16 protein-coding genes are annotated in these 15391 nt (G+C 39.7%); 9 read left to right on the forward strand and 7 right to left on the reverse strand.

Annotated features, from left to right (window positions below; all coding sequences use genetic code 11):
* Position 1 precedes the first annotated feature (1 nt).
* The 4 genes from cpdA to G8E00_RS14860 all read left to right on the forward strand — a co-directional run bounded on the left by cpdA (position 2) and on the right by G8E00_RS14860 (position 2827).
* Positions 2-811: a 3',5'-cyclic-AMP phosphodiesterase gene (gene cpdA, locus G8E00_RS14845; RefSeq protein ID WP_166225854.1), complete on the forward strand. Its 810-nt coding sequence runs from the start codon at positions 2-4 to the stop codon at positions 809-811.
* Positions 812-1017: 206 nt separating this feature from the next.
* Positions 1018-1545 carry an RNA polymerase-binding protein DksA gene (gene dksA, locus G8E00_RS14850; protein ID WP_166012566.1) on the forward strand — a complete coding sequence of 176 codons (528 nt, stop codon included), beginning with the start codon at positions 1018-1020 and terminating at the stop codon, positions 1543-1545.
* A complete protein-coding gene (gene gluQRS / locus G8E00_RS14855) occupies positions 1545-2462 on the forward strand; it encodes a tRNA glutamyl-Q(34) synthetase GluQRS (protein WP_166226584.1) in 918 nt (305 codons plus the stop codon). Before dksA ends, gluQRS begins: the two co-directional genes overlap by 1 nt.
* Before the next feature lie 137 nt (positions 2463-2599).
* On the forward strand, positions 2600-2827 hold the full coding sequence (locus G8E00_RS14860) for a zinc-ribbon domain-containing protein (RefSeq protein WP_166225857.1): 228 nt from the start codon (positions 2600-2602) through the stop codon (positions 2825-2827).
* A gap of 54 nt (positions 2828-2881) precedes the next feature.
* On the opposite strand, the gene ftsW is transcribed toward G8E00_RS14860, so the two are convergent.
* Together ftsW and murD are read right to left on the reverse strand one after the other, a co-directional pair.
* Positions 2882-4078 carry a putative lipid II flippase FtsW gene (gene ftsW / locus G8E00_RS14865; RefSeq protein WP_166012567.1) on the reverse strand — a complete coding sequence of 399 codons (1197 nt, stop codon included), beginning with the start codon at positions 4076-4078 and terminating at the stop codon, positions 2882-2884.
* A 20-nt stretch (positions 4079-4098) separates the two neighbouring features.
* On the reverse strand, positions 4099-5445 hold the full coding sequence (murD, locus tag G8E00_RS14870; RefSeq protein ID WP_166225860.1) for a UDP-N-acetylmuramoyl-L-alanine--D-glutamate ligase: 1347 nt from the start codon (positions 5443-5445) through the stop codon (positions 4099-4101).
* A 361-nt stretch (positions 5446-5806) separates the two neighbouring features.
* Here murD and G8E00_RS14875 point away from each other — a divergent pair, with 361 nt between their 5' ends.
* Positions 5807-6232 carry a hypothetical protein gene (locus tag G8E00_RS14875; protein WP_166225863.1) on the forward strand — a complete coding sequence of 142 codons (426 nt, stop codon included), beginning with the start codon at positions 5807-5809 and terminating at the stop codon, positions 6230-6232.
* Positions 6233-6298: 66 nt separating this feature from the next.
* Here the strand turns inward: G8E00_RS14875 and G8E00_RS14880 are convergent, their stop codons facing one another.
* From G8E00_RS14880 to G8E00_RS14890, 3 genes are read right to left on the reverse strand one after another with little or no spacing between them, the layout of a single operon-like run.
* The gene (locus G8E00_RS14880) at positions 6299-6550 is read right to left on the reverse strand and encodes a DUF6587 family protein (RefSeq protein WP_166012570.1); all 252 of its coding nucleotides are present in this window, start codon (positions 6548-6550) and stop codon (positions 6299-6301) included.
* A 29-nt stretch (positions 6551-6579) separates the two neighbouring features.
* Complete coding sequence (feoB, locus tag G8E00_RS14885; protein WP_166225866.1) at positions 6580-8442, reverse strand: ferrous iron transporter B; 1863 nt, start codon at positions 8440-8442, stop codon at positions 6580-6582.
* Positions 8439-8702, reverse strand: a complete 264-nt coding sequence (locus G8E00_RS14890) for a FeoA family protein (protein ID WP_166012572.1) — start codon at positions 8700-8702, stop codon at positions 8439-8441. The genes feoB and G8E00_RS14890 overlap by 4 nt, the downstream gene beginning before the upstream one ends.
* A gap of 172 nt (positions 8703-8874) precedes the next feature.
* Between G8E00_RS14890 and xerD the strand changes: the two genes are divergently transcribed.
* From xerD to thrC, 4 genes are all read left to right on the forward strand, one after another.
* On the forward strand, positions 8875-9792 hold the full coding sequence (gene xerD / locus G8E00_RS14895) for a site-specific tyrosine recombinase XerD (protein ID WP_166012573.1): 918 nt from the start codon (positions 8875-8877) through the stop codon (positions 9790-9792).
* 141 nt (positions 9793-9933) lie between these two features.
* On the forward strand, positions 9934-10746 hold the full coding sequence (locus tag G8E00_RS14900; protein WP_166012574.1) for a DsbC family protein: 813 nt from the start codon (positions 9934-9936) through the stop codon (positions 10744-10746).
* Between the two features lie 123 nt (positions 10747-10869).
* Positions 10870-12174, forward strand: coding sequence for a homoserine dehydrogenase (locus G8E00_RS14905; protein ID WP_166012575.1), 1305 nt, complete (start codon positions 10870-10872; stop codon positions 12172-12174).
* A gap of 58 nt (positions 12175-12232) precedes the next feature.
* A complete protein-coding gene (thrC, locus tag G8E00_RS14910; RefSeq protein WP_166012576.1) occupies positions 12233-13378 on the forward strand; it encodes a threonine synthase in 1146 nt (381 codons plus the stop codon).
* A gap of 108 nt (positions 13379-13486) precedes the next feature.
* On the opposite strand, the gene G8E00_RS14915 is transcribed toward thrC, so the two are convergent.
* Complete coding sequence (locus G8E00_RS14915; protein WP_166012577.1) at positions 13487-13927, reverse strand: pilin; 441 nt, start codon at positions 13925-13927, stop codon at positions 13487-13489.
* A 266-nt stretch (positions 13928-14193) separates the two neighbouring features.
* Positions 14194-15255, reverse strand: a complete 1062-nt coding sequence (locus tag G8E00_RS14920) for a serine hydrolase (protein ID WP_166012578.1) — start codon at positions 15253-15255, stop codon at positions 14194-14196.
* Between the last annotated feature and the right edge of the window lie 136 nt (positions 15256-15391).

Genomic DNA, 15391 nt, shown 5'->3' on the forward strand with positions numbered 1-15391 from the left:
AATGGGCTCAGATGAAAAGCAATTAGAAGTAAAAGAAAAAATCATCATTCAAATTACAGATACGCATTTAATGGATGATCCAAATGCTGACTTTGTTCAAGTCAATCCTGAGCAAAGTTTTCATGCTGTCATTGAAGATATAGTAGCAAAATTTCCCCATATCGATGCCATTGTGCATACTGGGGATTTAGCACAAGTTGCAAAACCTGAGACTTATCAACGTTATCAGGCATTTATGACCAAACTCAATATTCCTTTTTATCAAGTTCCTGGCAATCACGACCACCCTGCTTTTTTCCCATTCTATCAACCAGAACCCAATGTAGGTGTACTCAGCTTTGGCAATTGGCGTATTTGTCTAATCAATACAGCAGTCCATGGAAAAATTGATGGTTGGATTCAGTCTGAACAACTGCAGCAATTGAAAATTATTCTACAAAATCAACAGAACACACATGTGATTTTGGCCTGTCATCATCATCCACTCGACATGCAATCGAAATGGATTGATCGACATAAATTAAAAAATACACATGAATTGCAACAGATATTGACGGAATTTGACAATATTAAGCTGGTCATTTGTGGTCATGTGCATCAAGATTCTTTGCATGCGTGGAAAACAATACAATTTTTTTCTACGCCTTCAACCTCAGTGCAGTTCAAGCCCTTGAGTGATGATTTTGCACTTGATAATATTGCACCGGGTTACCGAAGTTTGCACTTAAAAGAAAATGGCGAATTTACAACACAAGTACATCGTTTACAAAATTTCGTACAACATATAAATAAAGAAATTTCAGGCTATTAGCTTTCTTTTTATGTTTTTTTCGATTAAGTTATTCCTCCAAAAGGATTTACGCAAAGTCAAAACACGATATTCATGGCTTTCATCTTTGGTAAAAAATCTATATGATGACGCCCCCGATAGACTAATCTATCGGTAGAGATAAAAACACTTGCATATCACCATATTTTTTGCGTATTGATATACGTATATGATGAGGATAGCCCTTTATGGCGAATGACAACCAAGATCAAGTCTTGCAAGACAGTAACGTACTAGCTGACGATAAAGTCACTAAACGCGTTCGTAAGACCAAGCCAAAGACTGCTGAAGGTGGCACAACAGCGAGTCTATTTGGAATCGAGCCTTATCAGCCGAAGAAAAATGAAGAATACATGTCTGAAGGACAACTTGAGCATTTCCGCAAAATTTTATTGGCGTGGAAAGAAGAGCTTATGTCTGAAGTAGACCGCACCTTAAACACTATGCAAGATGAGAATACAGCTCTTCCTGACGTGAATGACCGTGCGACTCAAGAAGAAGAATTTGCGATTGAACTACGAACACGTGACCGCGAACGCAAATTAATTCGCAAGATCGAGCAATCATTAGATGCAATCAAGAATGATGACTACGGTTTCTGCGAAACTTGTGGTATCGAAATCGGTTTACGTCGTTTAGAAGCTCGTCCAACAGCAACGTTATGTATCGACTGCAAAACTTTGGCTGAGATCAAAGAGAAACAAAACAACGGTTAATCGTGACAGTTGACAACATTCTAGTCGAGCAGCAGCGAAACGATGTTTCGCTGAATCGCTACTCAGGTCGGTTTGCGCCATCGCCAACCGGCCCTTTGCATTTTGGGTCTTTAATCACTGCTGTAGCCAGTTATTGCGATGCAAAGTCGCATGATGGTCAATGGATTGTACGCATTGAAGATACCGACATCCCTCGTATTTATCCAGGCAGTGAAGATCATATTTTAAAATGCCTTGAAGCATTTGAATTTGAATCTGATGCAACAATCATCTTCCAAAAAGATCGTTTAGATATTTATGAATCGGTGCTTAAGGACTTGCACGATCAAGGGTTGGTCTATGCCTGTCAATGTACCCGAAAAATGCTTGGGTCAAATCATATTTACGCAGGTACTTGTCGAGAACTTCATCTTCCCCTTGAACATCAAGCCATTCGTGTAAAAGTTCATGATGAAAATATCTGTTTTGAGGATATTTTACAGGGTCAACATTGTTCGAACTTAGAATACGATCTAGGTGACTTCGTCCTTAAACGTCGTGATGGGATTATCAATTATCAATTGGCTGTCGTGGTCGATGACTACCTACAAGGGATCACGCATGTGGTTCGCGGAGCAGACCTGTTAGACAATACTGAACGCCAAATCTATTTAGCCCAAATTCTTGGCTATCCTCAACTTGAATATATGCATTTGCCTTTGGCCATGAATGAACATGGTACAAAGCTGTCCAAACAGAACCTTGCGCAAGCACTGGATACAGCCCAAGCACCTCAACTGTTAAGTCAGGCCATTCTGGCATTAGGTCAACTGCCTGTAGATCTTGATCGTCCATCTGTTATGCTTAAGCAAGCTGTTGCTCAATGGGATCGAAATAGTATTCCTAAAGGCACAGAAATTTCAGGTTTTTTTAAATAAATTAGATCTTTGAAAATAAAATACTGATTTTAATTCCTCCGCCTATACTTGAAATCACTACAACATTACCCTTGCATAAACCTATCGAATTTTGTTCAATCAAAATCAATCTAAACATGATTCGAATGAGCATCATTATGTTTTTTATTTTTGGTATTGGACCTAAAACCATCAAAACCGATTCAGGACAATTTCACTGCCCTGTCTGCAAGACATTCGCGACATATATTATTCAACAGCAACGCCAGTATTTTTCTCTGTTTTTCATTCGCTTAATTCCGTTGTCCAAACCCAAATACGGCCATGTAGAATGCCAAAATTGTGGCACAAAAATGCCGATGTCTGTGTTGCAAAATACAAGATGAAATATCTGTAGAATGCATCAGATCATCGGCTATTAAAAAATCAAAGCTCAAAAATTAGAAACTCGATTCCTCTTTAGAAGGATTCTTCACTTGCGTTGTTTCTTCAATTTTTAAAATGAGTGCAATCATCACTGCACACATAATCAATGATGAACCACCATAACTAATAAACGGTAAGGTTAAACCTTTGGTTGGTAGCATGCCCATATTCATGCCTGCATTTACCATGATTTGTAGCAAGAAGATGATACTGATGCCATAAGCCAAGTATCCTGCACGTAAGTAATGATGTTTCAATGCACGATGACCAATACGGATACAGCAAATCACCATCACGAATGATAGCGCCAGTACCGTAATAATCCCAAAGAAACCAAATTCTTCTGCAAAAATAGCCAACATAAAGTCAGTATGTGCTTCAGGCAAATACGACATTTTCTGGATACTGTGTCCTAACCCTTCACCAAACCAGCCACCACGGCCAAAGGCCATCAATGCATTGGTCAACTGATAACCTGAACCTAAAGGATCTGCCCATGGGTTGGTAAATGAAATCAAACGTTCAAAACGGTATGGCTCAAACAAGATTAAGAATACAAACGCACTTAAAATTGCACCGAGTGCTATACCAAATTGAATCAGTGGAGCCCCTGCTAAGAAGAACACGCCTAGCATGGTCAAGGCAATCACCACTGTTGCCCCTAAATCGGGTTCAGCAATGATCAAACCAACGGTAAGCAACATGATTACACCTAAGCGAACCAAGCCTTTGATGTTATTTCGTACTTCTTCGGCACGACGTACAACATAGTCCGCGGTAAAAATCGCCATCATCAATTTTGCAGCTTCAGTTGGCTGGAAGGTAAAACCTGCGATACGAATCCAACGTGTAGAACCATTGACCTCAGAGCCAATCACCAATACAGCGATCAATAAAATAATGGTGATGAGCCATAAAGGAAAGGTATTTTTAAACCACGTATTCAAGGATATTCGATACGCCAACACAGCAGCAACAAAGGCCACCACAATTGAGATTAAATGTCGAATCACGTAGTGAAATGGATCTTCATGTAAGCGCTCTGCATAAGGCATAGACGCAGAGCCGACCATCACCGTGCCAATACACAGCAAAGCAATTACACAGAAAATCAGAACATTTCTGGGTGTAATTTCGCTGGGCACTTTCGGCAACCAGCGATCATACACTTGTGTCAATTTATCTATCGTTGTCTGAGCTAACCCAGCCATAACTTATTCCTTATTATTGTTTAAGTCAGTTCGTTGACAATTGCGACAAACTGATGACCTCGTTCTGGATAACCCGAGAACATATCAAAACTTGCGCATGCTGGCGATAATAATACGACATCTTTACTGTGGCTATGCTGCTGACATAATTCCACTGCTTGCTTCAATGTTTCCGCATGAATAAGTTGAGTTGTCCCCTCAATGGCTTGTTCAATGACTGGGCGATCTTCACCAATCAGCACAGCCACTTTTGCGTATTTGGTGAGAGAGTCACGTAAAGCGGTAAAATCCTGACCTTTGCCTTGACCACCCAAAATAATCGCAACTTTTCCGCCTTGAGCTTCAATGGCAGCACCTAAACCATCTAGTGCAGCTAAAGTCGCGCCGATATTAGTACCCTTGGAATCGTTATAATAACGAACACCTTGAACTTCTTTCACAAATTCACAGCGATGTTCTAAGCCCTTAAACGTTTTTAAAGTTTCAAGCATCACATCCAAAGGTAAACCAATCGCTTCACCCAATGCTAAACACGCTAAAGCATTGGCAACATTGTGTGTACCTTGAATATACATCTCTGAGCTTTTTAATAAACGCTCACGACCACGCGCCAACCAAATCGTGCCATCCGTATCTCTAAGTACGCCATACTGATTCATGTCTGGTGCATTTAAACCAAAACTTTGCATTGGGGTTGCATCTGGAACCAACGGACGGGTTAATGAGTCATCACGGTTAAATACGACTTTTTTCACCCCTTGGAAAATGCGATGTTTAGCCGTGTGATACCCCATCATATCGCCGTGACGGTCTAGATGATCCTCACTCATATTCAGTACAACCGCAACTTCAGCTTCTAAGTTTGAAGTGGTCTCCAGCTGAAAACTCGATAGTTCCAAGATATAAAGTTCAGGATCATCTTTGGTTAAATCCAAAGCTGGACGACCTAAGTTACCTCCCACAGCAACTTTTTTACCTGCATCTTGCGCCATTACTCCCATCAGCGTGGTCACTGTGCTTTTAGCATTTGAGCCTGTAATCGCAACAATGGGTTTGTCTGTGGCACGGCGTAAAATTTGAATTTCGCTTACCACAGGAATGCCTTTGGCAATGGCTGCCTGAATTTCTGGAAGTTTAGGATCAAGCCCCGGGCTAATGATAATTTCTTCAGCACTGAGCAATAAGTCTTGATCGAATTGTCCGAAATAGGTTTGAACTTCACTTGGAATTTTGTCGTGACCTGGGGGTACAGCACGTGAATCTGTTACAGCAACACGATAACCATGATCATGTAAGAAATTTACTGCGGAAACACCTGAAATTCCGAGTCCAGCAACAACTTTTAATCCACCGCGTTGTATTAGCATTTTGCCCCACCAGCATTGATATTTTTAAATCTACAAAATGTTAGCACTTTGCCGTTTTGAATGCTTTTTTTGTTTTCAATTTATCTGATTTTTTTGTGTTGTTGCGTAAAAAAAACGATGATGGTTGAATCAGCGGTATTCTTTGGTTTCCTCAACAATTACATGAGTGTGGTTTTATTGAGATACAGCGCTAGTTTAGTTTAAATGCTGATGAAAATTAAATTTTTTCTCCCAAGACAAAAGACCAATAAAAGGAATTATGCAAGTCCTCTAATCTATGTTTTAATAGACTTTAATAATCGTGAATAAAATGAAAAATCGAATAAAAATGAAATATGCATTAATGATTATGGCGTGTTTAGTGAGCCAACCAATATGGGCTTCAAAATTAATCACGTTAAAAAAGACTGAATTCTCCAAATCCAAAAAATGCCAATTATTAAATGAAATTTCGCTCAGTGATAATTTGAGTGATTTAGAGAAAAGTAAAAAATTCTCTATGCGAGATGAAGACTTCTTAACCATTTCTTTGCTCAACAAAGCAAAGCAACCTTGCTTTACTTTTAAATATACACCCAAAATTTCGCCTTATTTAAATCTACAATTAAGCAATAAAGAAATCACCATTAAAGAAATTCATGGTTCGACACTCAGCGGAAACTGGTTAGAAAGAAAATATAGAATCGATTTGAAAAAACAAAAACTCTACCTCCTGTCAGGTTTTCATACCTCGTTTTCAGCCGATGCAGATGGCAATATTATGAAGACAGTCACACGCTGGCAATAAAAAAAGCCCTACATCAGATGTAAGGCTTTATGCGGTTTGTAATGCTTTACTATGTCTAATGTATTGTTATTTCCACTTTACCGCTTGAGTTTCAACTTTTTGGGTCGTTGTATCTTGAGTCGCTGAACAACCACAACTTCCACCACAGCCCGAAACCATAGTAGGCTTCAACCACTTGGCTAAAGCCATCCAACCGTGTTTCGCACAGAAATTTGATAAGCGTGTGAAGACTGAGTTTGATGTTTGTGGAAAAACCTTTTTAAACACCACAACAGCACTCCAAATGACCAACAAAGCAACCACTAGAATTTCAATCATCTCAGTCTCCTCTTGTATTTGAACTTGAATTAGCCCAAATAATGTGACGCAACTTGGTAGGTAATGAACGACATCAAATAAGCCAAACCAAACAAATAAATGGTCATAAAGCTTACTGTCTTCCAAGACCCAGTTTCGCGTCTTACCGTTGCAAGGGTTGCCAAACAATGTGGCGCATAGATAAACCACACCAACAATGACAGACCAGTTGCAACCGACCAACTTAAATCACCACCATTGCTGATGAGTGATGCTAAGCCTTCAGACATTGCATCGTCATCGACAGCAGACAGCGCATAGACAGTACCAAGTGCTGCCACCACAACTTCACGTGCTGCCATCGCTGGAATCAATGCGATACAGATTTGCCAGTTAAAACCAAGCGGCGCAAAGATCGGATGCATTAAGTGACCTAACATTCCCGCGAATGAATAATCAATTGCAGGCAAAGTCGCACCTTCTGGTGGTTGTGGGAAAGTACATAAGAACCAAAGTAAAATAGAAAGCGCGAAGATAATACCACCAACACGTTTCAAGAAAATCTTGGCACGGTCCAGCAATCCAATCCAAATACTTTTTACATCAGGCAAACGATAACTAGGTAATTCCATTAATAGCATATGCTGAGATTTATCTTTTTGGAAAAATTTCAACACAAAAGATACGATTAATGCACTAAAAATGCCGGCCATATATAAAGCAAATAACACCAGACCTTGCAGATTGAATAGGCCCCAAATCATGGTTTTTGGAATAAATGCAGCGATCAATAAAGCATAAACGGGTAAACGTGCTGAACAGGTCATCAATGGCGCAACAAAAATCGTGGTTAAACGATCTCTTGGATCACTGATGCTTCGTGTTGCCATAATCCCTGGAATTGCGCAGGCAAAACTTGAAAGTAAAGGAATAAAGGCACGACCACTTAAACCAGCTTTAAACATCAGTTTATCGAGCAAGAAAGCTGCACGTGGTAAATAGCCCGACTCTTCTAAAACCAGAATAAAGAAGAATAGGATTAAAATCTGAGGCAGGAAGACCACCACCCCACCAGCACCCGCAATAACACCATCCACCACTAAGCTATTGAGTAATGGATGTGAGATGTGTTGGCCAACAAATTCTCCAAACCACCCGAAGAATGATTCGATCCCATCCATAAAAGGTGCTGCCCAAGCAAATACCGCTTGGAACACAATAAACATCATCACAGCTAAACTGACTAAACCCCATACTGGATGTAAAAAGATTTTGTCTAGGAAATCTGTACGTTTGTCTTCGTGATCGATGTACTGAACAACGTCTTTTAAAAGCTGGTCAATTTTTTCATGATTGGCACCGCTGAGTTTCACATCACTGAGTTCTTGATGTGGCTTGGTAAATTTTTTATGTTCCAATGCATTCATCAAATTATCAATGCCTGCATTTCTCACAGCCACAGTTTCAATGATTGGCACACCTAAGCGCTGAGAAAGTTTTTGAACATTGATCTGCATGCCACGGCGACGTGCTTCATCCATCATATTCAATACAAGCAAGATCGGACGATCAAGCTCAATCATCTCAAGAACTAAACCCAAATGTAGCTTTAGGTTGGTCGCATCAACAATACATAAAAATGCATCTTGATCACCTTCTTCGGCAATTTTGCCTTGTACTACATCACGGGTAATGACTTCGTCAGGACTGGTTGCATTTAGACTATATGTACCTGGTAAATCTAAAACACGTACAGCTTGACCAGAAGCTAAAGTGAACTGCCCTACTTTACGTTCAACCGTCACCCCTGCATAGTTTGCGACCTTTTGACGAGTCCCTGTCAGATGATTAAATAAAGATGTTTTACCGCAGTTTGGGTTACCTACTAGGGCAATACGCAGCGCATCACTCATGCAGGTGCTCCGTCAAGATTAATTTCTATTTTTTCAGCTTCAACTTTTCGTAGTGCAAATCGGGTAAATCCAACTTGGATTAAAATCGGGTCACCACCAAAAATACCTTTAGTAATCACTTGCACTTGTGCGCCAGGTACAAAACCTAAAGTTTCTAAACGACTTGCAACAAGATCGTTCTGCCCTACGCTATCATCAGTATTACGAGTGACTTTACCAATGATAGCCGTCTGTTTCACTTTCAATTCTGACAAACGCACGATGAAAATTCCTAAAAAATTTTGAACAGTATACAAACAAATGAGAATAATTACCAAATCAAGATAGTTTCAATTCTCATCTATAGCTTAACATCGACAGACAGAAAAATTTGGTCTACATTGAAGCTCTTTGAGGAAATTCCCTTATTCATCGTCTATTTGTAGAAGATCCATGCTAAATAAAAAACCACGTATCCCCTCCTCAGTTGTGATTCCTGACCAACTGAGCTTTTTGCAAGGATTTCGTGACTATCTTATTGCTCAAACTGTCAGCCCACATACGCGAAATGCTTATTTATCTGATCTGATTCAATGCAGTGAATGCGTACCAAAGTCGATGTTAGATTGGACACATGATGATATTTCAGATGTACTGATTCAATTGACCAAACAGTCAAAAAGCCCACGCTCTATTGCACGTTGCTTATCTGCATTACGCTCTTTTTATAAATTTTTGCGTGAACAAAATATACGAACGGACAATCCAGTCGCATCCCATAAAACACCTAAACTTGGACGTGCACTCCCCAAAGATTTATCCGAAAAAGATGTAGAAGCATTACTTTATGCACCTGACACCACAACAGCACTGGGTCTTCGCGATCGTGCAATGCTAGAGGTACTTTATGCCTGTGGTTTACGGGTCACTGAGCTAATTAACCTACGAATTGATCTAATCAATTTGAATCAAGGCTTCTTACGCATTTTGGGTAAAGGCAATAAAGAACGTTTGGTACCATTAGGTGAAATGGCACGTGAATGGATTGAAAAATATATTCAAGATGCTCGACCACATTTGTATAAAACAGCGACTGATTATCTGTTTTTAACGCAACATGGTGGAATCATGAGTCGCCAAAACTTTTGGTATGCCATTAAGCGCTATGCCCTACAAGCCAATATACAAAGTGAATTGTCTCCACATACATTACGACATGCTTTTGCAACTCATCTACTCAATCACGGCGCAGATTTGCGTGTTGTACAAATGCTTTTAGGTCATAGTGATTTATCTACTACACAAATTTATACCCATGTTGCTCAAGTCAGAATGCAACAGTTGCATTCCACCTATCACCCCAGGGCTTAATCGATTTTTAAGCTTTATTTTTCTATGTATACAATGCATTCATCATAAAATTTACAAGCACGAACAAGATTTTATGAATCACGATCTTATTTTTGCTATGCTAAGACACAAAATAATGTCCAAATACTTAAAGGGTTGTTTATGCAATTTACCCGTTCAAAATTACTGACCATGTGCCTGCTTGCTTCAAGCTTAACTTTAACTGCTTGTTCAAAATCAGAGAATGCTCAAAAAGACGATACTTTAACAGCAACTGCCCCAGCCACTGGACAAGCCTCTAATATTACTGAACGTAATGCACAGCAACGCTTAATCAGTACTTTGGAAAAGAATTTAAAAGCCTCTAATATCAACGTTAAAATTTTAGATATTAAGACTACTGAAGTTCCGAATTTATATTGGGCGACACTTGAAGGTTTACCGCCTGTTTACGTCACCAACGATGGTAAATACATCATTCAAGGTGAAGTGATTCGTATTGGAGACAAAGAGCTTCACAACGTGAGCGAACCACTTCAAGCTGAGCTGAATAAAAAACATTTCAGTTCATTAAAGACTGAAGATCTGATTGTTTATCCGGCCAAAGGTAAAGCAAAACATGTGGTCTATGTCTTTACCGATGCAAGTTGTCCTTATTGCCATAAACTGCATGAGCAAATGGATGATATCAATGCCAAAGGAATTGAGGTTCGTTACATTGCTTGGCCACGTGGCGATCAATTTATGCCAACCATGGAAAGTATTTGGTGTAGTGCTGATCGCAAAACCGCATTTGATCAAGCCATTGCAGGTGTTCAACTTGCGCCAGCCAACTGTAAAAATCCAGTTAAACAGCAATATCAATTGGGTCAAACAATTGGGGTTAATGGTACGCCAGCGATCTACAATTCAAATGGCGTTTACTTAGGTGGATACTTATCTGCAAGTGAATTGGCGAGCCGTTTAAATAACTAATATTTATGCGTTAAATTACTCTAATTTATACGTATAGAATAAATGATATATAGGCTAGAGTCTGGCTTGTTTTTTAGCTATGATCTAGCCTCAACTAAGTAATCAATATCTTTGGAGTGTGACGTGAAACCAGTTCGTCTGGCTATACTCGGTCTAGGAACCGTAGGTGGTGGAGCCCTTAAACTATTACAAGAAAACGCTGCTGAAATTAGACGTCGCACCGATCGTGAAATTCAAATTACCCATGTCGGCACTCGCCGTCCCCGCCCAGATCTTAATCTTGCTGATTCAGTCAAACAAAGTGCTGACTTGATGGACATCGTCCGTCAACCGGATGTGGATATTGTGGTTGAAGTGATGGGAGGCATTCATCCAGCGTATGAACTCATCATGGAAGCGATGAAGCATGGCAAACATGTAGTGACTGCAAACAAAGCTTTGCTCGCTGAACATGGTACTGCGTTATTTAAAGCTGCTGATGAGTATAAAGTTCAAATTGCTTATGAAGCTGCCGTTGCTGGTGGTATTCCAATCATTAAAGTGATTCGTGAAGGTCTGGCTGCCAACCGTATTGATTGGTTAGCAGGGATTATCAATGGTACAGGCAACTTCATTCTTTCAGAAATGCGTGAAAAAGGTCGTGCTTTCCCAGACGTTTTAAAAGAAGCACAAGAACTTGGTTATGCAGAAGCAGATCCGACATTTGACGTTGAAGGCATTGATGCTGCACATAAACTGACATTGCTTGCTTCTATTGCTTTTGGTATTCCATTGCAATTTGACAAAGTATTTACGGAAGGCATCAGCAAAATTACTGCACAAGATGTGAAATATGCTGAAGAGCTTGGTTTCCGTATTAAGCATTTAGGTATTGCACGTCGTGCTGAAAAAGGCATTGAGCTTCGTGTTCACCCAACACTGATTCCTGCTGAAGAATTATTGGCAAATGTCAATGGTGTTAAAAATGCAGTATTGGTTCAATCAAATGCTGTAGGACCGACATTGTATTATGGCGCAGGTGCTGGTGCAGGACCAACAGCTTCTGCTGTCGTTGCAGATGTGGTCGATATTGTCCGTGACATTATCTATACCGAAGATGGTGCAGGTACGATTCCTCAATTGGCATTTGAAAACTTAACAGACTTGCCAATTTTAAGCCGTGAACAAATGACGACTGGACACTACATCCGTATTAATGCCGAAGATCAAACAGGTGTGTTAGCAGATGTAACAACAATTCTCAGCCGTGCAGGTATCAGTATTGATGCCATTATGCAACAACCACGCTTAAAAGATTTGATTCCTATTGTGATTTTGACTGATCCAATTGTGGAATCTGTCATGGATGAAGCTTTAGCACAAATTCAAGCATTGCCTGCTATTCATGGCGAAATTGTGCGAATTCGTTTAGAATCGCTTGATAATTAATCGGGTTGAGGGGATATTCGCCCCCTTGCCAAGCTCTACATACAATTGGATCATCATCATGTCTAATGCAAACCGTTATACTGGTTTAGTTGACCGCTATCGCGACCGTTTACCTGTATCTGCAACAACTCGTGCAATTTCTTTGGGTGAAGGTAATACACCACTGATTAAGCTTGAGAATATCCCAGGCATTATTGGTAAAGATGTTGAAATTTATGTGAAGTACGAGGGCTTAAACCCGACTGGTTCATTTAAAGACCGTGGTATGACCATGGCTGTTACAAAAGCAGTTGAAGAAGGTTCTAAAGCGATTATCTGTGCATCTACAGGTAATACTTCTGCTGCAGCTGCGGCTTATGCAGCTCGTGCAGGCATCAAAGCGTTCGTTTTAATCCCTGAAGGCAAAATTGCCATGGGTAAAATGGCTCAAGCGATGATGTACGGTGCGATCACGATGCAAATTCGTGGTAACTTCGATGACGGTATGCGTCTGGTTAAAGAAGTTGCAGATCAAGCACCTGTAACGATTGTAAACTCAATCAACCCATACCGTTTGCAAGGTCAAAAAACCATTGCTTACGAAATCGTTGAAGCTTTAGGTCGCGCACCTGATTACCACTGTCTACCAGTAGGTAATGCGGGCAACATCACTGCACACTGGATGGGTTATACCGAAGCAGTTGCTAATCAGCCGAAAGAACAGTTTGAGCAAGTGGTTTATGATGCTGCTACTGATCAATTTACAGGTCCTAAACCAGCTGGTTTACCGATCATGGCTGGTTATCAAGCGTCTGGTGCAGCTCCGTTCTTACGTGGTGGCCCAGTTGAGAACCCTGAAACAGTTGCAACGGCTATTCGTATTGGTAATCCACAAAGCTGGAACCATGCCAAAGCAGTGGTACGTGATTCAAATGGTTGGTTCGATGAACTGACTGATGCTGAAATTTTAGAAGCTCAACGTCTACTTTCAATGTACGAAGGTGTATTTGTAGAGCCTGCTTCTGCTGCTTCTGTCGGTGGTGCAATCCGTGACATTAAAGCGGGTAAAATCAAAGAAGGTTCAGTGATTGTTTGTACTGTGACTGGTAATGGTCTGAAAGATCCAGATACTGCAATCAAACAATGTTCAGATGCAGTAATGTTGTCAATTGATGCAACAATGGATCAAGTGAAAGATTCAATTCTTTCAAATATGACAAAATAATTTATCGCAAAAATAGTGATTAATATTTTGTTGAAAAGCCCTGCATCTGCAGGGCTTTTTATTGGATGTTATAGAATTAGCATTCAACTTGAATAAAATAGATAAGTTCTATGAACAGGATTCTGGTTTTAACTTTTCACTAATATCACTGTCAATTTTACAGTTCCATTGCCCAGCAGCCGTTCTTCCCAAATCTATACGAACGCCGTTGATTTTTGAAAATCCCTTTAAAACACATGATATTGCTTGCGGTTGTACACCAAAATTATTCGGCGGATTCACATGTATATCACAACGTGAAGTTGAAGCTTTTAATCCCAAATTATCGTGAGTAAAATCTTCAGGATTGTTATCTTTATTGATCAAAATTTCATATTGAGTTTTTGCAGAATAAACTTCTGCAAGCCCAGCGGCAATATATGTTCGCGCCATATAATTTTGATATTGCGGAATGGCAACTAAAGCTAAAATTCCAATAATTGCGATTACAATCATCAGTTCAACCAAAGTAAACCCTGTTATTTTTTTCGTTAATTTTATTGTTTTCATTATCGTATTTTTCTGAAATTTCCCAATAACAACAATACCATAACCAATTGAAAAGAAAAATAAAATGAGTCATTAGATTTAATTAATAAATTAAATTCAGCCAAATTAACAATCTTAAGCATTCGCAGGTGTGGATATCCTATGCACTTATGCACAATTCGAAATAATCATTCTATATCTCAATAAAAAATCCCCTATTTCCAAGGGGATTTTAATCATCATTCAGTCAAAAACTCGTCTAATGACTCACTGAAACTTCAAACCGATTAAATACGTTTTGGTAATTGACTCACCCAACTCATAAGACGCGTTGCATCGTTAGTTCGAGCTTGTGAAGTCGGCGCACCTAAAAGCACCACCACAGCAGGACGGTTATTTAATGTGGTATGCATCACCACACAACGACCTGCCTCATTGATATAACCTGTTTTAGAAATATTGATATTCCAGCCCCCGTTACGAACCAATGCATTGGTATTATTCGATTTTAATACACGATAACCTAAATTAAAATCATAGCTAGGTGTGGTTGAAAATTGACGAATTAAACTATATTGAGAAGCCGCACTGACTAAAATCCCTAGGTCACGTGCAGAAGATACATTTCGAGGGTGCAAACCTGTTGACTCAACATAATGTGTTGAATGCATACCTAATGACTTTGCCTTTGCATTCATAGCAGCGAAAAATGCAGTTCGACCACCTGGATAGGTTCGAGCTAGAGCTGATGCAGCAGGGTTTTCAGATTTCATTAAAGCAACCAATAACGCTTCAGCTCGATTCATCGAATCGCCTGCGCGAAGTGTTGAACTTGAACTCTTACAGCCTGAACAAGAAAAATCACTTTGTTGTAACGTGATTTCTTCAGACATATTTAAATTGGCATCTGCAATCACCACAGCAGTCATCAGCTTTGTGATCGATGCAATCGGCATAGCAGTATTGGTATTTTTGCTGTAAAGCACCTCACCTGTTTGCGCATCCATCACCAATGCTGCACGTGCATTGACTGAAGGTTGATTGCTATATTTGCTGGTATCAAAAATCTGAACCTTTTGAGGTTGTGGATTTGTATTGACGACCCCATTTGATTTACGGATAGTGGTAGAAATCGTCGTTGAACCTTGAATGGCAGGTTCATCATCAAAATCTATAACATTACTATCGGAGTTTAAAAGCTTACTTGCATCATCAGATGACCAATTAATAGATGCTTGACCCGATGATCCACCGGAGTGATTAACAAGTTCTGCAAAGCTCAATGAGCTTAGACTGAGTAGCACTGATGCTGACAGTACATTCATTAACGTTTTGGTCGACTTTTTCACGATAACTTACTCATCTCAAGGAGGTTTTTTTGCATAATTGCTAAACACCTCAAATATAACTTACATTTACACTTAAACGTGATTAATATTAAACCACGTAATTATGCATAATAATTTGGTTAAGATTAGGAATAGG

It is taken from the genome of Acinetobacter shaoyimingii (genome assembly GCF_011578045.1).
Taxonomy (GTDB): Bacteria; Pseudomonadota; Gammaproteobacteria; order Pseudomonadales; family Moraxellaceae; genus Acinetobacter; species Acinetobacter shaoyimingii.

Coding starts and splice junctions, on each gene's coding strand:
- ftsW (WP_166012567.1), bottom strand. CDS start 4,078: ATGGCTGGGTTAGCTCAGACAACGATAGATAAATTGACACAAGTGTAT.
- murD (WP_166225860.1), bottom strand. CDS start 5,445: ATGCTAATACAACGCGGTGGATTAAAAGTTGTTGCTGGACTCGGAATT.
- G8E00_RS14900 (WP_166012574.1), top strand. CDS start 9,934: ATGCAATTTACCCGTTCAAAATTACTGACCATGTGCCTGCTTGCTTCA.
- dksA (WP_166012566.1), top strand. CDS start 1,018: ATGGCGAATGACAACCAAGATCAAGTCTTGCAAGACAGTAACGTACTA.
- thrC (WP_166012576.1), top strand. CDS start 12,233: ATGTCTAATGCAAACCGTTATACTGGTTTAGTTGACCGCTATCGCGAC.
- G8E00_RS14880 (WP_166012570.1), bottom strand. CDS start 6,550: ATGATTGAAATTCTAGTGGTTGCTTTGTTGGTCATTTGGAGTGCTGTT.
- feoB (WP_166225866.1), bottom strand. CDS start 8,442: ATGAGTGATGCGCTGCGTATTGCCCTAGTAGGTAACCCAAACTGCGGT.
- cpdA (WP_166225854.1), top strand. CDS start 2: ATGGGCTCAGATGAAAAGCAATTAGAAGTAAAAGAAAAAATCATCATT.
- G8E00_RS14860 (WP_166225857.1), top strand. CDS start 2,600: ATGTTTTTTATTTTTGGTATTGGACCTAAAACCATCAAAACCGATTCA.
- G8E00_RS14915 (WP_166012577.1), bottom strand. CDS start 13,927: ATGAAAACAATAAAATTAACGAAAAAAATAACAGGGTTTACTTTGGTT.
- xerD (WP_166012573.1), top strand. CDS start 8,875: ATGCTAAATAAAAAACCACGTATCCCCTCCTCAGTTGTGATTCCTGAC.